The 21,396-nt window shown below is 42.7% G+C and carries 23 protein-coding genes; 16 read left to right on the top strand and 7 right to left on the bottom strand.

What is annotated here, in order from left to right; genetic code table 11:
• Nucleotides 1-6: 6 nt before the first annotated feature.
• On the bottom strand, nt 7-657 hold the full coding sequence (locus tag ABXS78_RS17450) for a DUF975 family protein (RefSeq protein ID WP_366248302.1): 651 nt from the start codon (nt 655-657) through the stop codon (nt 7-9).
• Nucleotides 658-849: 192 nt separating this feature from the next.
• Between ABXS78_RS17450 and ABXS78_RS17445 the strand changes: the two genes are divergently transcribed.
• From ABXS78_RS17445 to pbp4b, 5 genes are all read left to right on the top strand, one after another.
• A complete protein-coding gene (locus tag ABXS78_RS17445; RefSeq protein WP_366248301.1) occupies nt 850-1,179 on the top strand; it encodes a PadR family transcriptional regulator in 330 nt (109 codons plus the stop codon).
• Nucleotides 1,176-1,925, top strand: a complete 750-nt coding sequence (locus ABXS78_RS17440; protein WP_366248300.1) for a hypothetical protein — start codon at nt 1,176-1,178, stop codon at nt 1,923-1,925. Before ABXS78_RS17445 ends, ABXS78_RS17440 begins: the two co-directional genes overlap by 4 nt.
• A 101-nt stretch (nt 1,926-2,026) precedes the next feature.
• Nucleotides 2,027-2,221: a helix-turn-helix transcriptional regulator gene (locus ABXS78_RS17435; protein ID WP_366248298.1), complete on the top strand. Its 195-nt coding sequence runs from the start codon at nt 2,027-2,029 to the stop codon at nt 2,219-2,221.
• Nucleotide 2,222: 1 nt separating this feature from the next.
• Nucleotides 2,223-2,690 carry a hypothetical protein gene (locus ABXS78_RS17430; protein WP_366248297.1) on the top strand — a complete coding sequence of 156 codons (468 nt, stop codon included), beginning with the start codon at nt 2,223-2,225 and terminating at the stop codon, nt 2,688-2,690.
• Between the two features lie 159 nt (nt 2,691-2,849).
• Nucleotides 2,850-4,142, top strand: coding sequence for a penicillin binding protein PBP4B (gene pbp4b / locus ABXS78_RS17425; protein ID WP_366249976.1), 1,293 nt, complete (start codon nt 2,850-2,852; stop codon nt 4,140-4,142).
• Nucleotides 4,143-4,166: 24 nt separating this feature from the next.
• On the opposite strand, the gene ABXS78_RS17420 is transcribed toward pbp4b, so the two are convergent.
• The gene (locus ABXS78_RS17420) at nt 4,167-4,760 is read right to left on the bottom strand and encodes a C39 family peptidase (RefSeq protein WP_366248296.1); all 594 of its coding nucleotides are present in this window, start codon (nt 4,758-4,760) and stop codon (nt 4,167-4,169) included.
• A 21-nt stretch (nt 4,761-4,781) separates the two neighbouring features.
• Nucleotides 4,782-5,450 carry a DUF975 family protein gene (locus ABXS78_RS17415; RefSeq protein WP_366248295.1) on the bottom strand — a complete coding sequence of 223 codons (669 nt, stop codon included), beginning with the start codon at nt 5,448-5,450 and terminating at the stop codon, nt 4,782-4,784.
• Nucleotides 5,451-5,701: 251 nt separating this feature from the next.
• On the opposite strand from ABXS78_RS17415, the gene ABXS78_RS17410 reads away from it, so the two are divergent.
• Nucleotides 5,702-5,794, top strand: a complete 93-nt coding sequence (locus ABXS78_RS17410; RefSeq protein ID WP_245609660.1) for a putative holin-like toxin — start codon at nt 5,702-5,704, stop codon at nt 5,792-5,794.
• A 146-nt stretch (nt 5,795-5,940) separates the two neighbouring features.
• Here ABXS78_RS17410 and ABXS78_RS17405 read toward each other — a convergent pair whose 3' ends face one another.
• The gene (locus ABXS78_RS17405; RefSeq protein ID WP_366248294.1) at nt 5,941-6,672 is read right to left on the bottom strand and encodes a winged helix-turn-helix domain-containing protein; all 732 of its coding nucleotides are present in this window, start codon (nt 6,670-6,672) and stop codon (nt 5,941-5,943) included.
• An 80-nt stretch (nt 6,673-6,752) separates the two neighbouring features.
• On the opposite strand from ABXS78_RS17405, the gene ABXS78_RS17400 reads away from it, so the two are divergent.
• The gene (locus ABXS78_RS17400) at nt 6,753-7,349 is read left to right on the top strand and encodes a flavin reductase family protein (protein WP_095221928.1); all 597 of its coding nucleotides are present in this window, start codon (nt 6,753-6,755) and stop codon (nt 7,347-7,349) included.
• 38 nt (nt 7,350-7,387) lie between these two features.
• Here the strand turns inward: ABXS78_RS17400 and ABXS78_RS17395 are convergent, their stop codons facing one another.
• Both ABXS78_RS17395 and ABXS78_RS17390 read right to left on the bottom strand, forming a co-directional pair.
• On the bottom strand, nt 7,388-8,065 hold the full coding sequence (locus ABXS78_RS17395; RefSeq protein ID WP_366248293.1) for an HAD family phosphatase: 678 nt from the start codon (nt 8,063-8,065) through the stop codon (nt 7,388-7,390).
• A 2-nt stretch (nt 8,066-8,067) separates the two neighbouring features.
• Entirely contained in the window at nt 8,068-8,841 is a 774-nt protein-coding gene (locus ABXS78_RS17390) for a DeoR/GlpR family DNA-binding transcription regulator (RefSeq protein ID WP_366248292.1), read from the bottom strand.
• 226 nt (nt 8,842-9,067) lie between these two features.
• On the opposite strand from ABXS78_RS17390, the gene lacG reads away from it, so the two are divergent.
• The 4 genes from lacG (at nt 9,068) to ABXS78_RS17370 (ending at nt 14,231) form a co-directional block, all read left to right on the top strand.
• On the top strand, nt 9,068-10,468 hold the full coding sequence (lacG, locus tag ABXS78_RS17385) for a 6-phospho-beta-galactosidase (protein ID WP_366248291.1): 1,401 nt from the start codon (nt 9,068-9,070) through the stop codon (nt 10,466-10,468).
• Between the two features lie 75 nt (nt 10,469-10,543).
• Nucleotides 10,544-10,858, top strand: coding sequence for a PTS lactose/cellobiose transporter subunit IIA (locus tag ABXS78_RS17380; RefSeq protein WP_038562755.1), 315 nt, complete (start codon nt 10,544-10,546; stop codon nt 10,856-10,858).
• A gap of 15 nt (nt 10,859-10,873) precedes the next feature.
• Nucleotides 10,874-12,577, top strand: coding sequence for a PTS lactose transporter subunit IIBC (locus ABXS78_RS17375; protein WP_366248290.1), 1,704 nt, complete (start codon nt 10,874-10,876; stop codon nt 12,575-12,577).
• 16 nt (nt 12,578-12,593) lie between these two features.
• Nucleotides 12,594-14,231, top strand: a complete 1,638-nt coding sequence (locus tag ABXS78_RS17370; RefSeq protein WP_366248289.1) for a glycosyl hydrolase 53 family protein — start codon at nt 12,594-12,596, stop codon at nt 14,229-14,231.
• Between the two features lie 33 nt (nt 14,232-14,264).
• Here ABXS78_RS17370 and ABXS78_RS17365 read toward each other — a convergent pair whose 3' ends face one another.
• Nucleotides 14,265-14,780 (bottom strand): hypothetical protein, encoded by a 516-nt coding sequence (locus ABXS78_RS17365; protein WP_366248288.1) that lies wholly within the window; start codon nt 14,778-14,780, stop codon nt 14,265-14,267.
• A gap of 135 nt (nt 14,781-14,915) precedes the next feature.
• On the opposite strand from ABXS78_RS17365, the gene ABXS78_RS17360 reads away from it, so the two are divergent.
• The 5 genes from ABXS78_RS17360 to ABXS78_RS17340 all read left to right on the top strand — a co-directional run bounded on the left by ABXS78_RS17360 (nt 14,916) and on the right by ABXS78_RS17340 (nt 21,356).
• Entirely contained in the window at nt 14,916-15,605 is a 690-nt protein-coding gene (locus ABXS78_RS17360; RefSeq protein ID WP_366248287.1) for a response regulator transcription factor, read from the top strand.
• On the top strand, nt 15,602-16,603 hold the full coding sequence (locus tag ABXS78_RS17355) for a sensor histidine kinase (RefSeq protein ID WP_366248286.1): 1,002 nt from the start codon (nt 15,602-15,604) through the stop codon (nt 16,601-16,603). Before ABXS78_RS17360 ends, ABXS78_RS17355 begins: the two co-directional genes overlap by 4 nt.
• A 105-nt stretch (nt 16,604-16,708) precedes the next feature.
• Nucleotides 16,709-17,470 carry an ABC transporter ATP-binding protein gene (locus ABXS78_RS17350; protein ID WP_366248284.1) on the top strand — a complete coding sequence of 254 codons (762 nt, stop codon included), beginning with the start codon at nt 16,709-16,711 and terminating at the stop codon, nt 17,468-17,470.
• Nucleotides 17,460-19,403, top strand: a complete 1,944-nt coding sequence (locus ABXS78_RS17345; protein ID WP_366248283.1) for an ABC transporter permease — start codon at nt 17,460-17,462, stop codon at nt 19,401-19,403. Before ABXS78_RS17350 ends, ABXS78_RS17345 begins: the two co-directional genes overlap by 11 nt.
• Before the next feature lie 45 nt (nt 19,404-19,448).
• On the top strand, nt 19,449-21,356 hold the full coding sequence (locus ABXS78_RS17340; RefSeq protein ID WP_366248282.1) for an FtsX-like permease family protein: 1,908 nt from the start codon (nt 19,449-19,451) through the stop codon (nt 21,354-21,356).
• Nucleotides 21,357-21,396: the final 40 nt, after the last annotated feature.

Below are 21,396 nucleotides of genomic sequence, written 5' to 3'. Positions count from 1 at the left end.
GCATCCTCAGGATGCCTGCTTTATTTTTAATTCATAGAAGCTTGCCATAGTGGTCCGGAAGTATGGTTCCAGCCAAAACGCACCGATGCCTAAGGTTAGTATTGTCAATAGGGCCCAACCGATAAAGCTGAGCTGTAACAAAAATAACCTGCCCTTATTGCCGCGCATTTTTTCTTTACTTTCCCGAATAGCCTCGAAAATAGAATAATGTGGATTCTCCCGCAAAATATATAGTGTCTGGGAATAACTTAGATATTTGATGATGCCCGGTACAACCAACAATAGGGTCCAAAAAGTCAGCAGGACAGTTAGAATCAGTCCTGTCAGCATATACCGCCAGAAACGTTTGAAAGGTGAAAAGATGAAGCCGAAGGTAGGCCGATCTCCTTGGACGAAGCTTTGGAATAGCCAAGTTGTTCCTGCAAAAAGTGGCATAAGCAACACATAATCTAATAGAGTATCTCTTACAAAACGGAGCGTCTCTTCCTTAATAGTAATTTCTTCTTCAACCACAATAGAAAAGCCAAACCAAGAGTTTGATATTAACTTTATGGTAAATGAAATCACGGAGAAGAGGAAGACTGCAAGTACACTTTTCCCCCAGTTGCCCCTTAGGCTGTCCAAAGCATCCTGCTTCAGAATTTGATTAGTAATCATATAAGTTGTCCCCCGGCCTTTTTAATATGTATACGTTATATTTTTATTGAGCATACCACACATTTATGGGAAAGTATGGTTGATTTGGCAGTTGTGTTATGTTAATATTTAACTACCTTGCAAAACAAAGTAGTGGGTTCTTTTTTAGTCCAACTATCTTGTAAAACAATATAGTTGAGGAGGAAGCGAATATTGTCATCCAGTCAATTATTAAAAGGCATCCTGGAAGGTTGTCTGCTTGCCATCATTGCTGAGCGTGAAACGTACGGATATGAGATGGTAGAAAAACTAGCTTCATATGGCTTCACAATGGTTAGTGAGGGCAGTATTTATCCACTATTGCTCCGCATGAAGAAAGAAGGTCTTGTCTCGACGACGAGTAAGGTACTGCCGTCAGGTGGACCAAAGCGGAAATATTATCAATTAACAGCAGAGGGTCAGGAAGAACTAGATGAATTCAAGGAAAGATGGGCGGCGGTCTCGTCCAGTGTAGATAACATTCTGAGGAGGAATCAATCGTGACATTATCCAAGGAAAGTCAGGCGTTTCTCGAAAATTTACGGATTTATTTATTCGCTAGCAATAAAAAGGAAGAAGAAGTAAGTGAGTTACTGGAAGAGCTTGAAGATCATTTGTATGAAGCGGAGCAGAACGGAAAGAGTATCGTGCATATCATCGGGAAATCTCCAAAAGCATATATGAGAGAAATAGAAGCAGAAGTGGAGAAGGATGGACGATTTTGGCTTATATTTGTACCGCTTATTATGTTGAATGCCTTCGCATATCTCATTATGAATAAAGCGATAGCAGATGACAGAAGTTATTCGCTTCTAGCGCTAATTGGAAATCCTATCGTATTTATTGTTACCATCTTCTTATTGTTTAGTTTGTATCGTTTTACAGCTGCCAATAAAGTATCAAAGAAAGTAACTATAACATTATATCTCCTAATGGGAATAGCTCCTGCAGTGATGTTCATGGGAATAATGTTAACAGATCTTTTTATTGAGACACCAGCGATAACAATCAGTCCGCTTATGAATACAGTAGTAATCATTGCAGCTTGCTTTGTTTTTATTGCAGCAGCACTATATTGGAAAGCCTGGATTTCCGTCATCGTACCATCAGTTCTCTATATTCCACAGGTAATATTGCGGTATATTGATATAGCCGAGGAAAGTAAGCTTATCATCATACTCTCGATTATTATTGTTTTCTCCCTTTCACTGATAATCTGGCAACTTATTCAAAATAAGAAAGACAATTAACGCATGCTGTGGCATGCGTTTTTATATTGACTGGAAGATGATTTACATGTAATATATACCTTGCAAATGTAATGTTTATATTACATAGGAGAATCTTATTTATGAAAAACAAAGTAAAGTTTACAAGAATGGAACAGAAAATGACACAGGAACAGCTGGCCAGGCAAGTGCGGGTCACCAGGCAGACAATCGGTTTGATCGAAAAAGGAGAGTATAATCCAACACTACAGCTTTGTATTGCGATTGCAAAAGCGTTAGGTAAGACTCTGGATGATCTATTTTGGGAGGTAAGGTGAAATGGAGAAAACTTGGGTTCGTTTTTTGCTGCCGGATGATGAATATAAGCGGAGGAATATGCTTGTTTACTTTGCGGAAGCAGCTATTCTGCAGCTAGTGGTGATGATTGTCTTACTAGTCATATCCCGCTTTGATCCATTCCCTATAGATAGTGTTCTTGTATTACTATGGATGCTGTTCGGGACAATAGCTTACATCTGGATTCGTTATATACTGTCTGGTATGGAGTTCGCTGAAATCATGACTGAAAAAGCTTATCGACGAGAGAGGAAAGTAATCGTAATTAAATCAACGTCATTTCTCCTTATTATGTGTGCGGGCATTTCGTCACTTTATATCTTTGGCATGATGTCAGTTCCTTTGATAGAAGGTCTGATGGTAACCTTCATTGCAGCATTACTGCTATTCCTAACTAATTATGTATCACTAAAAAGGTCCTATCAGAAAAACAAAGAACTGATTGAATAACCAGATCATTTACCTGTCTAAGCACTGCATCCCGCAGTGCTTTTTTCGTGTTTTTTGGACAGAGGAAGGAATTTGTTTTTACTTAAGGGAAACAGTAGACAAGACGAAGGAGGAGCGCGGATGATACGTATTGGTCAGCAGTTGACTATTTTCTCACTTATGTTCTTGCTATTATTTGTCCCTACGGAAGCATTGGCAAACATCAATGAGTACCCAACTTTGGAAAAGGCGAAGAGAGCTGAAGAAGCGGGATTCTCTAAGGAAGGTTTAGCGAAAGTGGATGAATTAATTGAAACTGATATTCAAAATGGGTTCCCGGGTGCATCATTGATCATTATAAAAGACGGAAAGATTGTGAAGGATTCTCGTTACGGCTACCGCCAAGTGTACGACGGACTGGAAGAGCTTACGCATCCAAAGAAAGTCAAAAAGGATACGTTATACGATCTGGCTTCCAATACGAAAATGTACGCCACCAACTTTGCACTGCAGCATCTGGTCAGTGAGGGAGAAATCAGGTTGACGGATAAGGTCAGTGATTACATTCCGGAATTCAAGGATGAGGCAAATGCAGCGATAAAAGGGAAGGATACAATCCTAATACAAGATCTGCTGCAGCACCAGGCAGGTTTCCCGGCGAGTATCGAGTTTCATAATCCCGATAGAGCAGGAGCTTTTTACTCACAGGATCGAGAGCGAACAATCGAACTTCTGCCAAAAGTTCCGCTCCAATATGAACCAAGAACAAACCATCTGTATAGCGACATTGATTATATGCTCCTTGGTGCCATAGTGGAACGCGTGACAGGAGAACGACTGGATAAGTATGTAGAAGAAACCTTTTATGAGCCGCTTCGTTTGAAAAATACATTGTTCAATCCATTGGAAAATGGTGTGAAGGTAAAAGATGTGGCTGCGACAGAACGGCTCGGTAACACAAGAGATGGGTATTTCTCTTTCCCGAATATCAGGACGGAAACGATAATCGGAGAAGTGCATGATGAGAAGAGCTATTATGCAATGGATGGTATATCCGGTCACGCGGGACTCTTCTCGACGACGAACGATATGGCTGTTTTGCTGCAAGTCATGCTGAACGGCGGAGGGTATGGCAAACAGGGATTTTTTGATGAAGATGTGATCGAGGCGTTTACGGCAGCTTCTCCTACAAATGAAACGTATGGACTTGGCTGGCGCAGGAACGGGGATGAGGGGACCATGGATTGGATGTTCGGTTCGTTAGCAAGTGATGCAGCTTATGGGCATACGGGCTGGACTGGTACAGTAACGATCCTCGACCCGGAATATGACCTAGGGATTGTGCTGCTGACGAATAAGAAGCACACGCCTGTGCTTGATCCGGCAGCAAACAGTAATCTGTTTGCAGGTGACGAATATGCTACAGGCGATTATGGACCAGTAGTCCAGGCAATATATGAGGCGATGGAATAAGACACGGTCATAGACCGTGTCTTTTCATGTGATAACGAGAGCCCGTCTACCCATTGCATCATAAACACGTATAAAGTGGGCTTTCTCTACTTTTATATGTTCGCCGCTTTTTTCTGTTGATTCACAGTCATGGAAATAAACGTAGTCGTCATCCGTACCGGTGACAACGATGCAATGCAGCGGTCGGGGTGCTTGAACAACCTTCCCAGCCGGAGTGTGCCAGATGCGGGGAGTGGGCATGTCATGATGAATGGTGAACCAGACTAATACAGGGCATGCATTTGACACATGGGTTTCAATTACGTCGAATGTCTCTCCATACAATGCCAAACTGCCGGACCGATACGTATCGGCTGCTTGTTTCAGCGGATTAGGATTGATTGTAATACCATTATCGAACGGGTCGCCGACAAAACCATCCTCCGGATCGCCCCATATGCGGATCGTGCCATCTTCATTGCGTTCTACCGATGTGTTATCAAAGGGCATTTCCCGGGCTAATGATAGTTTATCGACAGCTTCTCCATAATAAGACAGAGCCATTGCCAACGCCGTTACTTCGCATCCGGAAGGCAGTTCAGGTCGCTGTTTGATATAAGGAACAGTCAAAAGTTTCATAAGCATCCTCCAAATCGTATCTCAGCGGCTTTGAACCTCTGCTTTGATTAGGTTTTCTCGTTTAATATACGATTCGTAAAAGCCAGCGCGAGTCGTTTTATAATATGGATATGACCAAAGGTGACTAATTGTTGTAAAACTGCCTAACAGATACCAGCCGATGAAGCTTAACTGCATCAGGAATAATTTCCCTCTTTTACCTTCCATGCGGCGCTTACTTTCATTTATGGCTTCCATCGCACTGAGATCAGGTTCGTCTTTTAAGATATAAATAGTTTGAGAATAGCTGTAATATCTTAAAATACCAGGAATGATAAGCAGAAGGGACCAAAGAGCTACTAAGATCATTTTCAGTAATCCAGTTGTAAATAGCTTAGGGAAGTACCTAAAGGTCGTGAACATCAAAGAGAACGGTGCATGTTCCTTGCGAACAAGATGAAGGTACATCCAGCTCGTTCCGACAAACAATGGCATAAAGAATGTATAACAAATTATGTATACTATACCCATAGTAATTAGCAGAGCTAAATCTTCTTCTCTAGGATAAGTTAGAAGGAGAATGAATACATTTAACACCAAGGCTATAAAAATAATGATTACGTATAATAGTATTCCAGACCCAACACCTTTTCCCCAGTTATTTGCCAGTCCATCCAATGCTTTTTTCTTCAAGTCTTGATTGCTGATCATCTAACAAAACCTCCACGTTTTTATCTCCATATTGGAAAAACATGTATTATCATATCATTTAGAAATTCGATATGGAGATGTTGAGGTTAAAATTTCCAAAATAGTTAGAACTGCCTATTGAGTGATTGAGCGAATATACTTATGCACCCAAAGACAGATGTAGCCTGATACCTACTTTGATATAATGGACAGACAATAGCATAGAGGACTCAAGGGTGGTCGGCTCACTTATCCCTCCAGGGAGGGAGGTGATGCCTCTGACAGTATTCGAGACGCTGACGCTGATGATTTCTTTCGGTACGCTGGTTGTTGCGATTATGTCTGATAAAAACCAAAAAAAATAACCACCCTTGAGTGACAGCTCATGATGGGTAGGTTATTTTTTCGCTCTTCTGTGGGTCGATTCCTTTGAGGAATCCTTGCTATTGCTTGACCGTTTGGTGTTACCAGCACCAGACGGTCTTTTTTTCGTTATTATCTTATGCACATTCTATCGTAAATAAACCTTGTTGTCATGTGTTTTATGTATGCTTGAAATGTCCAAACCGAATACCTCAGCAAACCCAGTTCTCCCTGTCTCAGTAAGCAGGAGTGCTCGCGATTCAGGCTTTCTTCTTAGCCAGTCCAATTCCAGAAAGCGTTCCAGCATGGCACTTCCTAATGCGCCAGCGACATGATGCTTGCGCTCGCTCCAGTCCAAGCAGCAATGACTGAATGAACGTCTTTTTCTTCGGGCTGTTTCCACGTCGATACCAAAGCTTGAAAAGAAGATTTCTCCGTTAGCCGTCAGGTTGAATTGATCGCAATCTTGAATTACATAGCCGCTATCAACTAGAGCGTTCGCAACCAGTATGCCAAGTGAGCCAGCTAAATGGTCATAGCAAGTCCTTGCGTAGCGGATAGCTTGGTCTTCTGTTGCCTGCTTTAAGGAGGAAACTTGAGCTGTCGGGGTGATCGTCAGCAGAGATTCGATTACTTTTGCAATGGCAGGATCTTTTAGTCCGTAATAACGGTGGCGGCCCTGCTTGGTCTGACCAAGGAAACCGGCTTCTTCTAGCTTTTTCAGGTGAAAACTGGCTGTTTGCGGCGTGATACCGGCAGCACGGGCCAGTTCACCTGAAGTATGGAATCGGCCGTCAAGCATGTAAGTGAGCATGATACTTCGGGACGGTTCACTAAGCAGGCTAGCAGCAGCTGCAACATGTTGAGGATGCAAAGTCATTCTCCTTTCCTGACATCCATATTTCGATGACGCTCGTAATATTTTTATTTTAAGCTAAAGATGGAAAGGAGAGAAGCAAGATGATGGAAACCAAAACAATTAATCCTAAAATTTTATATTATGGCAACCCTGTTGTCCTGCTAACGACAGTGAATGAGGATGGAACGACGAATATCAGTCCAATTTCCTCTTCCTGGGCATTGGATCATTTTCTTGTTATCGGCCTTGGTACAACGGGAAAGGCGTATGAGAATCTGCAGCGAAGAGGAGAATGTGTGCTGAATATTCCTAGTCCTGATTTATGGCAGCACGTTGAAAGGCTTGCTGCTTGCACCGGTAAAGAGACCGTTCCTTCAGATAAAGCAGCGTATGGATACGTCTACGTAAAAGATAAATTCCACACTGCTGGTTTGACGAGAAAAGCCTCCTCGGTTGTGAGTGCAGAGGCTATTGCGGAATGCCCGCTGCAGATTGAAGCAGAAGTACGACATATTAGAGAACCAGATTATATGGAAAGTATAGCGATTATAGAGCTGGAAGCTGCAGCCATCCATGCACAGGAAGGCATTATAAAAGAGGGTAAGCATATAGATCCGAGTAAGTGGAGTCCGCTCATTTACAACTTCCGTCATTACTTTGGCCTTGGGGAAGAATTAGGCAAGACAGCACGAGCATGATGGAAGAACCCCCTCGTCAGTTAGATGAGGGGGTTCTTTTATTTAACGAGTAATAGTTCTTGGAAATTTGTAAAATCCTGAATAATGCCACCAGAACCAAGCTTGTTCTGTTCAAAGATATCACGATTTTTACCAAAAGGATCGATTGCAATAACTGTACCGATTCCAGCTTTTTTCGCGGCAGTAAGACCTGAAAAGGCGTCCTCGATTACAAGGCACTCGTTTGGCTGGAGACCTAGCTTTTTCGCTGCTATCAGGAAGATATCAGGAGCGGGTTTTCCCGGGAAACTGCCATCATCGAAAGTAACAGTTTCGAAATCGAACCACCTGTTCAGGTTGAATACATCGAAGTAGAAGGAAACATTTTCTTTCACTGTGGCTGTCGCTATTGTACGAGGAAGATCCTGTGCTTTCAGGTGATCCAAAGCCTCCGCCAAGCCCTTAGTCAGTACAAGATCTTTCTCATTTTGCAAACATAGCTCTCGGTAAAGACTTTCCTTTTCATCGGATAGTTTCTGGATATCTTCCTTTGTGAGCTCTTTATTGATGAAATGTCCTAAAATTTCGCTGTTCGTTCGACCGTGAATATTTGTAAAAATTTCTTTATCTGTTATGGTTGCTGCAGCATATTTGCGAATCATATGGAACCAAGCCTGCTCATGTAAATGGGAATCCAAAAACATAGTGCCGTTGAAATCGAAAATGACACCCTTCATTTCTATTCCTCCTTATGCCTTTTATGTAATTGCATCTCTACATATTGCTCGTAATGTGCCTGAACGTCAGTACGTATCTTATCATCCGTCAGCAAATAATCCATATCATGCAGGTTGTAGAATACATAGAAATCTTCCCTATTGAATTTCGTGTGATCGACAAGCAAGTATTTGCTGCGGGAATTGTTCAGCGCAATCTGATGAGCCTCACCCTCTTCAATGCTGTAGGTAGATATCTCTTCATTATGAACTCCGTTTGCACTGATGAAAGCTTTCGTGAAATTGAGCTTTTGCAGGCTGCTATTTACAAGCGGTCCGACGAAAGTACCGGTATTCTTCCGAAAATCCCCGCCAATCAACATAATCTCGGCTGTGTCGCTTTGGGTTAGGATTTCGAATACCGGATAGCTGTTCGTGATAATTCTGATTTTCTTATGAAGTAAGTGGCGGGCAAGCAGTTCAATCGTCGTTCCTGGCCCAAGAAAAACCGTATCTCGATCGCTTACGACCGAAGCAGCTAGTGCAGCAATCTGTGTTTTTTCCTCTACCTGGACATCTAGCTTTTCCACGTGGGACAACTCCTGATCCATTGCATGGGTGATACTTTGTGCCCCGCCATGTATCCTTACAAGCTTACCTGCCTTCTCTAATTCATCCAAATCTCTGCGGATTGTCATATCTGAAACGTTCAATTCGTGGATGATATCGTTGACTGTTATGATTCCCTGTTTGTTGACGATGTCCACTATTTTCAATAAACGCTCTCTTTTCAACATATTTTCACCTCAAAACTTTAAACATAACTTATCATATGCAAGTTTATACAGTCAATATAAATAAACAAATACAAACAATAAGATGTTTGTATTGCACTGTAATTTGCCTAATTTTAGAAAATACATCGTTGACAGGTTGATTGTATCCGTTTACAATGAACGAAAGATAACAAAAACAAACAATATACCACTACTTAAACAAACATTTTGAAGGAGGAATCCGATTATGTATAAGTTGCCTGAGGATTTCATATTTGGAGGAGCAACAGCAGCCTATCAAGCAGAGGGCGCGACGAAGGAAGGCGGTAAGGGGCCGGTAGCCTGGGATGAGTTCCTGGAGAAGCAAGGTCGGTTCAGTCCCGATCCTGCCAGTGACTTTTATCATCAATACCCAGAGGACATCAGACTTTGTGAGAAATTCGGTGTAAATGGTATCCGTATTTCCATTGCTTGGACAAGAATCTTCCCGGATGGAACTGGAGAAGTGAATCAAGAAGGCGTTGATTTCTACCATAATCTTTTCGCAGAGTGTCAAAAGCGGAATATCACAGCCTTCGTCACCTTACATCACTTCGACACACCGAAGACACTGTTCGATAAAGGAGATTTCTTGAATCGAGACAACTTGGACGCCTTCGTCGACTATGCGGCGTTCTGTTTCAAGGAATTCCATGAAGTTCACTACTGGAGCACTTTCAATGAAATTTATCCAGTTGCGACAAATCAGTACTTGCTAGGGACATTCCCTCCTTCAGTGAAGAGTGATTTTTCGATGATCATACAATGCTTGCATAATATGATGGTTGCTCATGCACGGACGGTTAACTTATTCAAGGACAACAATTACCCTGGTGAGATTGGGGTCGTGCATTCTTTAGAAACAAAATATCCAGCAACAGACTCGCCGGAAGATCAGCATGCGGCTTTCTTGGATGATGCGCTTTCCGTCCGCTTCCTTTTGGATGCTACATATCTCGGATACTATTCAGATAAGACGATGCAGGCGCTCGAAGAAATTGCTGAAGTGAATGGAGCAACCTTTGAATTCCTAGAGGAAGATTTCGAAATTATGAAGAAGGCATCCCGCCGAAATGATTATCTTGGAATCAACCATTACCAGTGCCACTTCGTCAAAGCCTATGATGGCGAAACGCAGATTCATCACAATGGAACAGGAGACAAAGGGACTTCTGTATACAAAGTAAAAGGAATTGGCGAACGGATTTACAAAGAAGGGCTGAAGCGCACGGATTGGGATTGGCTGATCTATCCGGAAGGTATGTATGACATCCTTGTCCGTATAAAAGAGGATTATCCTCATTACAACAAAATTTATATCACGGAAAATGGAATGGGCTACAAAGATGAGTTCGAGGATGGTGTCATTATGGACGAGGCTCGGATCGACTATCTGAAAGTCTATCTGGAAGCGATCGGCAAGGCGATAGATGATGGGGTGAATGTGAAAGGTTACTTCCTCTGGTCCTTGATGGATCTGTTTTCTTGGACAAATGGGTATAACAAACGCTATGGATTATTCTATGTCGATTTCGAAACACAAAAGCGTTATCCGAAGGCTTCTGCTTACTGGTACAAGCGTCTTAGTGAGACAAAGACAATTAGTTGATCTTCTGCACGGTGGGTCCTGCTCGCCGTGCTTTTCCAAAAATAATATGAAAGCAAGCATTTTAGGAGGGTTATTATGACTAAAGAATCATTGCAAATGCTAGGTTTTGAGATTGTTGCATATGCCGGGGATGCGCGCAGCTCGCTCATGAAATTGCTGCGGGAAGTGCGGACAGGTAACTTCGAGAATGTAGAGGAAGAGCTTAAGAATGCGGATGAAAACCTAAAAATGGCTCACAATGCACAAACACAGATACTGGCAGATGAGGCAGCCGGCAAGGATATGGATATCGGTTTCATCTTCATCCATGGTCAGGATCATCTGATGACAACATTGCTTCTTCGGGAGCTTGTACAGGACTTCGTCGAGCTCTACCGCAAAACGAGTTAAAGAGGAGGAAGTAGGATGAAAGGGATTATTGGACAAATTGAGAAAGGGAAACCGTTCTTCGAGAAGATTTCCCGAAATATTTACCTTGGGGCAGTTCGTGATGGTTTCCTGACGGCAATGCCTGCAATTCTGTTCGCAAGTATTTTCATCCTTCTGGCAGCTTTGCCTGAAGTACTGGGATTTGCCTGGCCGGAAAGTGTTTCGACATGGCTGTGGAAAGTATATAACTATTCCATGGGTGTGGTAGGCTTGCTGGTTTCCGCTACTACAGCCAGAAGTCTAAGTGAATCAGTGAACCGGAAAATGCCAAAGAATAAAGTTATCAACTCAACATCAGCAATGCTTGCATCCATTGTTGGGTTCATGCTGTTGAGCGTTTCGCAGATTGACGGCGGATTCTCTGCTGAATACATGGGAACCAAAGGTTTACTGGCATCATTTGTATCCGCTTTCATAACGGTTAATGTCTATCGTTTCTGTGTATTGAAAAATATCACGATCAAAATGCCAAAGGAAGTGCCAGGAACGATCTCCCAGACATTCAAGGATATTTTCCCGTTCGCATTCTCTGTCCTTGGTATGGTCATTATCGACTTAATAGTTCGTACTTCGTTGAATGTGCCATTCGCGGAAGCATTAGTCAAACTGCTTTCCCCATTATTCACTGCGGCCGATGGCTATCTAGGGATCATGATCATCTGGGGTATGATGGCATTCTTCTGGTTTGTCGGTGTACATGGACCGTCTATCGTGGAACCTGCCATTGCAGCCATCATTTATGTCAATGTAGAAGCCAATCTGCAGCTGTATAATGCAGGGGAGCAGGCAACCAATGTCTTAACAGTAGGTCTTGGTAACTTTGTAGGTACGATGGGCGGTACAGGAGCCACACTTGTAGTGCCATTCATCTTCATGCTCTTGGCAAAGTCGAAGCAGCTGAAGGCAGTTGGTAAGGCGTCCTTCATACCAGTCAGTTTTGCGGTTAACGAGCCATTACTATTCTCAGCACCGATCATCCTGAATCCGTATTTCTTTATTCCATTCTTGCTGACACCGATGATCAACGTTTGTATTTTTAAATTTTTCGTTGATGTCATCGGCATGAATAGTTTCATGTATGTTCTGCCTTGGGCCACACCAGCACCGATTGGTCTTGTACTGGGAACTGGAATGGGATTATGGTCGTTCGTGCTAGTGTTGACCTTAATCGTAGTTGACTTCTTGATTTATCTGCCGTTCTGTAAAGTCTACGACAAAGAGCTCGTCATGCAGGAAGCGCGCAACGCGCAGCTGGAAGCAGCTGCGGCAAGAACGCAGCCAGCAATGGCTTCCGCGGTAAGCGGCATTGCAGCAACGCAAGCATCAGTAGAATTGGAACAAAGAGAATCTGTTTCGAATGAACTAAAACCAACAAACGTCCTCGTCCTTTGTGCTGGTGCAGGTACAAGTGCCATGCTAGCAAATGCTTTAACGGAAGGAGCCGAACAATTCAGCGTACCGATCTCTGCGTCTGCTGGAGCGTACGGCTCGCATTATGAAATCATGCAAGACTACGATATGGTCATCCTGGCACCTCAGGTAGGATCGTATTTTGAAGATATAAAAGAAGATACTGATCGTCTCGGTATTAAATTAGCTGCAACAAAAGGCGCAGAATATATCAGTTTGACACGTGATCCAAAGAAAGCGGTGGATTATATTATCAATCAGCTTAAATAAACAGGAGGAGAAACCTTTGAAAAAAAATTTCATATTGCTGTTTGTTTTACTGTTAAGTTTCGCGGGTGCATTTGCAGGAGTTCAGCCGGCTGAGGCAGCTGGCTATGACAGCTCCTTCATCCGAGGTGCAGATATATCCACGTTGGCGGATATGGAGAAGGCTGGAGCGAAGTATTATGAGAACGGAATGCAGAAGGATCCCTTGCAAATCTTGAAGGATAACGGAGCTAACTATGTCCGACTGCGCATTTGGAACGATCCGAGAGATGCTGCTGGCAATACGTATGGTGCAGGTACAAATGATTTGAAAACGACAATCGATTTGGCCAAGCGCGCTAAAGCAAAAGGTATGAAGGTATTGCTTGATTTCCATTACAGCGATTTTTGGGTTGATCCTGGCAAGCAAAATCTGCCGAAAAGCTGGCAGGGATTATCCTTCGAACAGTTAAACACGAAGGTATATGATTATACGTTCAGCGTACTTGCCGAGATGAAGAAACAAAATGTCTACCCAGATATGGTTCAGATAGGAAATGAATTAAATAGCGGCATGCTGTGGCCTCATGGCAAGAGCTGGGGGGAAGGCGGCGGTGAATTCGACAGGCTGGCAGCTTTCCTCAAGTCCGGTATCAAAGCGGTGAGGGATACAGAGCCGAAAGATACTGCTTTGATGCTGCATTTGGCAGAGGGCGGTAATTATGAAACCTTTAAATGGTGGTTCGACGAAATTACAGCCCGCAATGTGGAATACGATACAATTGGTGTTTCTTATTATCCTTATTGGCACGGTACACTGGATGACTTGGAAACAAATATGAACAATATATCCAAGCGTTATGGAAAAGAAGTCATTGTTGTTGAAACGGCCTATGGCCATACGACGGGTAACGCTGATGCAAAGGAAAATGCATTTGGTCAGGAAGAAGCTGCAACTGCTGGTTATGCAGCAACTCCAAAAGGACAACATAACTTCATGCAGGATTTGGTAACATCTATCCAGCAGGTGCCGAATAAGAAGGGAACCGGATTCTTCTACTGGGAGCCGCTATGGAATAATGGAAAAGTATCCTGGGCAACGACCGCCGGTATGAATTATCTTGGCGTTACAGATGAACCGGGTAATGAGTGGGATAACCAAGCAATCTTTGATTTCAATGGAAATGCATTGGATACTGTGAAGATTTTTGGTACTCCAAATGCGGGCGCACAGACGAATTATGCGAAGAATCCCAGCTTTGAATCAGGCGGATCCTTTGGAACTCCGGCGGATTGGACAAAATGGACTGCTTCTGGAACAACAAGCACAGCTGTCAAAACAGAAGCTGATGCACTTGATGGGAATTACAAGTTATCGTTCTGGGATGCAAAAGCATATGAAGCTTCTGTCTACCAGCAGCTGACTGGTTTGCCGAATGGTACGTATAAACTATCTGCTTGGGTAAAGTCTGGCGGTACACATACAACTTCTGAGATATATGCAAAAAATGGAAGTACACAGGTGAAACAGACAATACCCGGCGCTGCTGCAGATTGGACAAAAGTAACGCTTGATAATGTCAAAGTTACAGACGGTAAAATAGAGATCGGCATTTACAACAAAGCCCAAGCAAACGCTTGGCTGAATGTCGATCATATAAAGCTTCAGAAAAAATAAGAAAATAGCCCGCAGCTATACTGCGGGCTTTTCTTATTCTGTTGTAAGTGCTTCGAGAGAGTCCAGAATATGATCAATCAAATTCGGAAGATCCTCCATCTGATTTTCGTTCACTTTCCGATCAAAACGCACCTCGACTGTATTTTGGTAATGCGTCTGCTGTTTATCGTACGTATATTGCAAGGTTTGTTCCGGTCTGCTTGGTGGTGTCCAAATCTGAGTCAGGATCGATTCAATTACAGGACATTCCATTTCCGGCTCCTCAACGGTCATATAAAAGAAGAGTCGCAACGTGCATCCAGGATTCTTTTCTGGCTCTTCCAAAATCTCATCTGCCAAATCACGCAGCGAAGCCTCCAGACATATTTCAGCGGTCACTTCCGCATTTTCCCGCAAAGTGAAACCGAGGCGGAATTCTCGCGACATTGTAGCCATCTCCATGCGGTCATGACGGGATACAATGGTAATATCCTTGTCTAAGTTATCCAAATCATAAAGCTGATTCTCAAAAGCCACTTTCAAATTATCGAATACAGTAGGATCGAACATCGTGCAGGACCTCGCTTTATCTATATGAGAAAACTCTAGCATAAGCCTGATATAGAAACAATCTTTACCCTGAGATGCTAGTAAAAACGGTGAGTATTCGTTACAATTTTATGGAAGATAAATGAGGTGACGAGCGTGTTTAAGATATTATTAATCGAGGATGACAAAAGTCTGTTCGAAGAAATCAAGACGCGATTGACGCAATGGTCTTATGAAGTGCACGGGATAGAAGACTTTGGAAAGGTGATGGAAGGATTCTCTTCCGTGCAGCCGGAGCTTGTTCTGATCGATATACAGCTCCCAAGCTTCGACGGGTTCCATTGGTGTCGGATGATACGGGCACATTCCAATGTTCCGATCATCTTCCTGTCTTCCCGGGATCATCCAATGGATATGGTCATGGCGATGCAGTTGGGCGGAGATGATTTTGTTCAAAAGCCGTTCCATTTTGAAGTGCTGATAGCGAAGATACAAGCTATTCTTCGGCGTGTTTATAACTACAATACTGATAACGTTACATTGAAAACGTGGAATGGTGCGACAGTTGATTATGAGAAAAATGAAGTAGAGAATGAGACGGGCAAAGTAGAATTGACGAAGAATGAAATGTACATCCTGAAGCTTTTGGTAGAACAGAAAAACAAGATTGTCTCTCGGGAGAAATTGATAACAAGTCTTTGGGATGATGAGCGTTTCATTAGTGATAATACATTGACTGTCAATGTGAATAGACTGCGGAAGAAGCTAGACGATATCGGGCTTGGTCAGCAGATTGAAACGAAAGTAGGACAAGGGTACTGTGCGTTGGAGGTAGACCAGCCATGATCCGAAAGTATCTTCGGGATAAGGCAAGCTGGATAGGTATGTTCTTCCTGCTCTCTTGTTTACTGCTATTAGTGGCGTATGTGGATACGACGATTCCATTTGATTCCATCCTCTACGTACTTTTGCTGTTTTGGCTGCTGCTAGTCGTATTCTTTTTTTTCCGTTATCACCGGGAAACGCGTTTTTATCGTAGTTTGAATGATTGGGAGAAGAGTCTGGACGCTTCGACATTGCCGGAACCAGATCGGCCATACGAATATATCGTTCATGAAAGTCTCCAAGAGCAGGTCAATTTCCTGAATCGAACATCTTCTGATCGCCGGGAGTCGTTAGAGCGGGAGAAGGATGAACTTCTTTCCTGGATTCATGAAGTAAAGACACCGCTGACAGCTATGCAGCTGATCATTGAGCGCATTGAGGATGATACTCTGAAGCAGCAGCTGACCTATGAATGGCTGCGTGTACATATGCTGCTGGACACACAAATCCATCAGAAACGTATCACATTCATTGAGAATGACTTATATATAGAGGAAATTGAGTTACATACTGTCATCAGTCAGGAAATCCGTTCCTTGCGTTCTTGGTGTATGCAGAAGGGAATCGGATTCGAAATGGATTTGCAGACAGAAGTAGTGTTGAGCGATACGAAATGGCTCACATTCATCCTGCGCCAGCTATTGTCTAATGCAGTAAAGTACAGTGAGAACAGTGATATTCATATTTCTAGTGAAAAAATCGACGGTCATGTACAGATCCGTATTCAGGATCATGGTATAGGGATTGATGCAAAAGACTTGCCGCGTATATTTGATCAGGGCTTCACGTCCACTATCCAGCATAATAAAGCTGCCACCGGTATGGGGCTTTATTTGACCAAGAAGGCGGCGATACCGCTGAAAATTAAAGTGGATGTAAATTCCGAGCTTGGGAAGGGTACATGCTTTACACTCACTTTCCCAAAACGAAATGATATGGTCGGCATGACTGGCGTGTGACAGGATTGTCACACGCTTTTGTTCGTTTGTTAGCTGAAAAGCAGGAGCATATTCTGGCGCATCCGTATACTTGAGGTAACAAATCAGACAAAGAGGTGCGAAACAATGGGAATTCTAGAAGCGACAAGAGTCCAGAAGAATTACGGAAATAAATTCAATAAACAGGAAGTGCTGCGAGGTGTCGACCTTAGTATCGAGGAGGGGGAGTTCGTTGGCATCATGGGTTCTTCCGGATCTGGTAAAACAACGTTGCTGAACGTGCTTTCTTCCATCGACCGTGCGAGCGGCGGAACTATCCTGATCCAAAACAACGAAATCACAAACATGAAAGAGAAGCAGTTGGCTGAATTTCGCAAGAACCATCTTGGCTTCGTATTCCAGGACTATAACTTGCTTGATACGCTGACAGTGAAGGAGAACATACTGCTTCCTTTATCTATCAAAAAAGTGCCCAAAAAAGAGGCGGATCGCAAATTTGAGGAAGTAGCTAATCAACTCGGTATCTTGGAACTGCAAAATAAATATCCAAGCGAGATTTCCGGAGGGCAAAAGCAACGGACATCTGCTGCGCGTGCATTCATCCATGAACCAAGCATCATCTTCGCAGATGAACCGACAGGTGCACTGGATTCAAAATCAGCATCTGATTTGTTAAACAAGCTTAGTTCATTGAATGCAAATCGAAAAGCAACCATTGTCATGGTAACCCACGATCCAGCAGCAGCCAGCTATTGCAGCCGCGTCATCTTCATCAAAGACGGTCAGATTTATACACAGCTGAACAAGGGCCAGCAAGAGCGCCAAGCTTTCTTCAAAGACATCATGTCCACACAAGGTGTGCTCAGCGGGGTGCAAAATGAGCATTAATAGTCTGATACTCCGTAATCTGAAGAAAAACCTGCGTAACTATTATCTTTATGTATTTGCTTTGATTTTCAGTGCTGGTCTATATTTTGCATTTGTGACGCTGCAGTATGACAAGTCGATGGATTCTATAGAAGGTTCTGTAAAAGGCGGAGCAGGTATAGCCACCGCTTCGGTGCTTCTTATCTTTATCGTTGCAGTATTCTTACTTTATGCAAATACGATTTTTATCAAACAGCGCAGCAAGGAAATCGGTCTGTTTCAGTTGATTGGTATGACGAAAAATAAGATTTTCAGATTGTTAAGTGCAGAAAATGCCATTCTTTATTTTGGCAGTCTCTTAATTGGTATCCTATTGGGATTTGCCGGTTCCAAGCTTTTAATCATGATCTTGTTTAAAGTTACAGGTGTCGAAGGAATCGCATCACTGTCCTTTTCATCAAGAGCATTACTTCAAACGCTGCTAGTATTCCTTTGTATTTACGTACTTATCATGCTGATGAACATACTCTTTATCAAACGCCAGACGATCCTATCATTGTTTCACGTGAAATCAAAAACAGAAATGACAGCAAGGAAGCTGTCTGTTTTCCAAGTTATCATCGGAATTTTAGGGATTGCACTGATTGCGGTGGGATACGTTGTCTCGGGCAAGCTGTTTGATGGTGATTTCTCCTCCATGGTGGAATTGTTCGGAGCTATGTTCTTTATCTTGTTCTGTGTCATTCTTGGTACTTACTTGTTCTATAAAGGATCTGTCGCGTTCCTGGTAAGCCTTATTAGGAAGCAAAAAGGCGGCTACTTGAATATCAAAGAAGTGTTGTCCCTTTCATCCATCATGTTCCGCATGAAGTCCAATGCGATGCTGCTTACCATCATCACCACTGTATCTGCGCTGGCGATTGGGTTGCTCTCCCTAAGTTATATTACCTTTTATTCTGCTGAAGAAACGGCTTATAACTATACAGGAGGAGAAGATTTCTCCTTGCTGACAGAGAGCGATGCTGAAGCCTTTCGTCAGGCTATGGAAGACAACAAGATTGCTTATACGGAAGATAAAGCCGAAGTGTACACAGTACAACTCAATATAGACGACATTCTGCAAACAGAGCTGGAGCTGAACTTTAATGCGTCTATGATGGATACAGCTGTCATAAGCGAGAAGGCAGCGGGTTTGGATGTAGCTCCAGATGAATTGAAACTAACCGGATATAATGAGCTGCTGCAGCGTTTCATGTCTCTAAAAGACGAAGGCGATGTTGTTGTCCATGGGAAAGAGACCGAAACGACACTGCAATACACGGGGCTTGAGGACGAATATCCAATTTCCAACTATTACACCATGGGCGGCTTGCCGACAATGATTGTCGATGATGCTTTGTTCCAGGAATTGAAGCAGGATATTAATCCAGATTTGAATCAAGGCTATCATTGGTATTTCGGCTATACAATCGAAAATAATGATCAGCTGCAAAAGGCAAATGATATATTCAACGGTTTGGATTTAGAAGCAAAGGATAACAGTGAATCTAGAATCGATATACTCGAAGATCAGAAATCAACAATTGGTTTAACGCTATTCATCGTCGGCTTCCTTGGTCTGACTTTCCTGATTACGTCCGGCTGTATCCTCTACTTCAAGCAGATGGATGAAGCAGAAAGTGAGAAACCGAATTACACGATCCTCCGCAAGCTTGGATTCACAACAACCGATCTTCGCCGCGGTATCCAGCACAAGCAGCTATTCAACTTCGGAATTCCGCTCGTCATCGGACTTTTGCACAGCTACTTTGCTGTCCAATCTGGCTGGTTCCTGTTTGGCTCAGTCATGCTGACACCGATGATAGTCGTGATGGTCATCTATACACTATTGTATTCAATCTTCGGCATTCTTTCGGTAGTCCACTATAACAAGGTAATCAAACAATCGCTTTAAATTATGGGGCTGCTCGGCAGCCCTTATTACTTGGAGGCAAGTAATATGTCAATCTACCAATTGATCTATCGTAATACAAAACGCAATATACGCCACTATGGACTTTATTTTTTTGCTCTTGTATTCAGTGTCGGATTGTATTTCGCATTTTTGACATTGCAGTTTGATGCTTCTATGGGCTCAATCGAAGATTCCATGAAAGTTAGTGCAGCTATAAAGGTAGCTTCCATGATGTTATTGTGGATTGTAGCTGTTTTTCTTATCTACACCAATAGGCTCTTAATTAAACGCAGATCAAAGGAAATCGGTTTGTACCAGTTAGTGGGAATGACAAAACATCGGATAGCTTTTATGCTTGCTGTAGAAAATGCGATTCTATATTTGAGTAGTTTAATTATAGGGGTCTTCACGGGTTATTTGGGATCCAAATTACTCACTATGATTCTCTACAAAATGACAGGGCTTCAAAATATTACAGAACTGAATTTTTCCGCTTCTGCTCTAAAGTGGACCATCATCGTATTCTCTTTACTCTATCTGCTATTGATGATCATGATGGCTTTCCAGATAAAAAGACAAACCTTGCTTTCTCTTTTCCTTGTACGTGAAATGTCTGAAACAGCAGGGAAACGTGTTACTTGGTGGCAGATGATAATTGGCATAGCAGGTATACTCTTTATTTTATTCGGCTATTATTTGTCTACAAGACTTTTCAGCGGTGACTTTGATGCTACAAACAAGATGATGATGCTAATGATGATCATATTGACATCCTGTATTGCCGGTACATACCTATTCTTTAAGGGTTCCGTTACGTTCCTGCTGATGCTGTTTCGTAAACGTAAGGGCGGATATCTTTCTATCAAGCAAGTACTTTCTTTAAGTACCATCATGTTCCGAATGCGAACGAATGCATTTTTGCTTACGGTCATTACCACATTATCGGCATTGGCAATCGGCTTTCTGTCGCTGGCATATATTACGTATTATTCTGTAGGCAAAGATGGGGATGCGCTGACTGCCAAAGCAGATTTTGTCTTTCTGGCAAAGGAAGACGCCGCTGATTTTGAACACGTACTTAAAGTGTCAGGTATACAGGAACAGACAAAGGAAACGTCAACACTGGAGCTGCGTGCAGATTTGACGGATATACTTGCCGAAGGCGCAGGTATTACATCAGAACAGCAATTCTTAGTTATACCAGATACTCAAGCAGATGTTGATGTATCGGATGGACAGATGGTACTAACGGGTCAGAGTGATCGGTTAAAGCGCTCGATGAAATTCCAGCCTGGAGAGGTAAGGTTTTTAGGAGAAGCTGACCGTACTCTTGAGTTAGTAGCTATCCATGACATGTATCAAGTACCTTCATTTCTTTCGTATGGTGCTCCGATAGGCGTTTTGGATGAAGCGGATTATAGGGAGCTGGAAGACCTTCCTTCTATCAAATCTCAATCCTTCTTTAAACTAGTTGTGCAGGATGATAAGGACAAAGAGGTTGCTGCTCAATTATTCCAGGAGCAGCAATTTGAAGACAACGCTGTTTCTAAAGAGCTGGCAGCGGATCAGCAGAAGATGCAAATGGGTCTGTATTTATTCATTGTCGGCTTCCTTGGACTTGCATTTCTCATCACTTCCGGGAGCATATTGTATATCAAGCAGATGGATGAAGGTGACAGTGAACAGCAAACCTACACTATTCTCCGTAAGATAGGCTATACCAAAAAGGATTTAAGAAAAGGTATCGTACATAAACAGCTGTTCAACTTCGGTATCCCATTACTGATTGGCTTGTCTCATAGCTATTTTGCTGTGCAATCCGGTTGGTTTTGGTTCGGCTCATCCTTATGGATTCCTATGCTGGCTGTTATGGTTGTTTATACGCTGCTATATTCCATATTTGGTGCTCTATCTGTGATGTATTACAAACAGGTTATAGCAAAAACCCTCTAGGACAGTCAACAGACTGTCCTTTTTGTGTGTCAGCATTCTT

This window comes from Terribacillus aidingensis (assembly GCF_040703035.1).
Classification (GTDB): Bacteria; Bacillota; Bacilli; order Bacillales; family Amphibacillaceae; genus Terribacillus.
This window is presented reverse-complemented; position numbering and strand designations above follow the sequence as displayed.

Coding starts and splice junctions, on each gene's coding strand:
- ABXS78_RS17450 (WP_366248302.1), bottom strand. CDS start 657: ATGATTACTAATCAAATTCTGAAGCAGGATGCTTTGGACAGCCTAAGG.
- ABXS78_RS17435 (WP_366248298.1), top strand. CDS start 2,027: ATGAAAAACAAAGTAAAGTTTACAAGAATGGAACAGAAAATGACACAG.
- ABXS78_RS17430 (WP_366248297.1), top strand. CDS start 2,223: ATGGAGAAAACTTGGGTTCGTTTTTTGCTGCCGGATGATGAATATAAG.
- pbp4b (WP_366249976.1), top strand. CDS start 2,850: ATGTTCTTGCTATTATTTGTCCCTACGGAAGCATTGGCAAACATCAAT.
- ABXS78_RS17420 (WP_366248296.1), bottom strand. CDS start 4,760: ATGAAACTTTTGACTGTTCCTTATATCAAACAGCGACCTGAACTGCCT.
- ABXS78_RS17415 (WP_366248295.1), bottom strand. CDS start 5,450: ATGATCAGCAATCAAGACTTGAAGAAAAAAGCATTGGATGGACTGGCA.
- ABXS78_RS17410 (WP_245609660.1), top strand. CDS start 5,702: ATGCCTCTGACAGTATTCGAGACGCTGACGCTGATGATTTCTTTCGGT.
- ABXS78_RS17405 (WP_366248294.1), bottom strand. CDS start 6,672: ATGACTTTGCATCCTCAACATGTTGCAGCTGCTGCTAGCCTGCTTAGT.
- ABXS78_RS17400 (WP_095221928.1), top strand. CDS start 6,753: ATGATGGAAACCAAAACAATTAATCCTAAAATTTTATATTATGGCAAC.
- ABXS78_RS17395 (WP_366248293.1), bottom strand. CDS start 8,065: ATGAAGGGTGTCATTTTCGATTTCAACGGCACTATGTTTTTGGATTCC.
- ABXS78_RS17390 (WP_366248292.1), bottom strand. CDS start 8,841: ATGTTGAAAAGAGAGCGTTTATTGAAAATAGTGGACATCGTCAACAAA.
- lacG (WP_366248291.1), top strand. CDS start 9,068: ATGTATAAGTTGCCTGAGGATTTCATATTTGGAGGAGCAACAGCAGCC.
- ABXS78_RS17380 (WP_038562755.1), top strand. CDS start 10,544: ATGACTAAAGAATCATTGCAAATGCTAGGTTTTGAGATTGTTGCATAT.
- ABXS78_RS17375 (WP_366248290.1), top strand. CDS start 10,874: ATGAAAGGGATTATTGGACAAATTGAGAAAGGGAAACCGTTCTTCGAG.
- ABXS78_RS17365 (WP_366248288.1), bottom strand. CDS start 14,780: ATGTTCGATCCTACTGTATTCGATAATTTGAAAGTGGCTTTTGAGAAT.
- ABXS78_RS17355 (WP_366248286.1), top strand. CDS start 15,602: ATGATCCGAAAGTATCTTCGGGATAAGGCAAGCTGGATAGGTATGTTC.
- ABXS78_RS17350 (WP_366248284.1), top strand. CDS start 16,709: ATGGGAATTCTAGAAGCGACAAGAGTCCAGAAGAATTACGGAAATAAA.
- ABXS78_RS17345 (WP_366248283.1), top strand. CDS start 17,460: ATGAGCATTAATAGTCTGATACTCCGTAATCTGAAGAAAAACCTGCGT.
- ABXS78_RS17340 (WP_366248282.1), top strand. CDS start 19,449: ATGTCAATCTACCAATTGATCTATCGTAATACAAAACGCAATATACGC.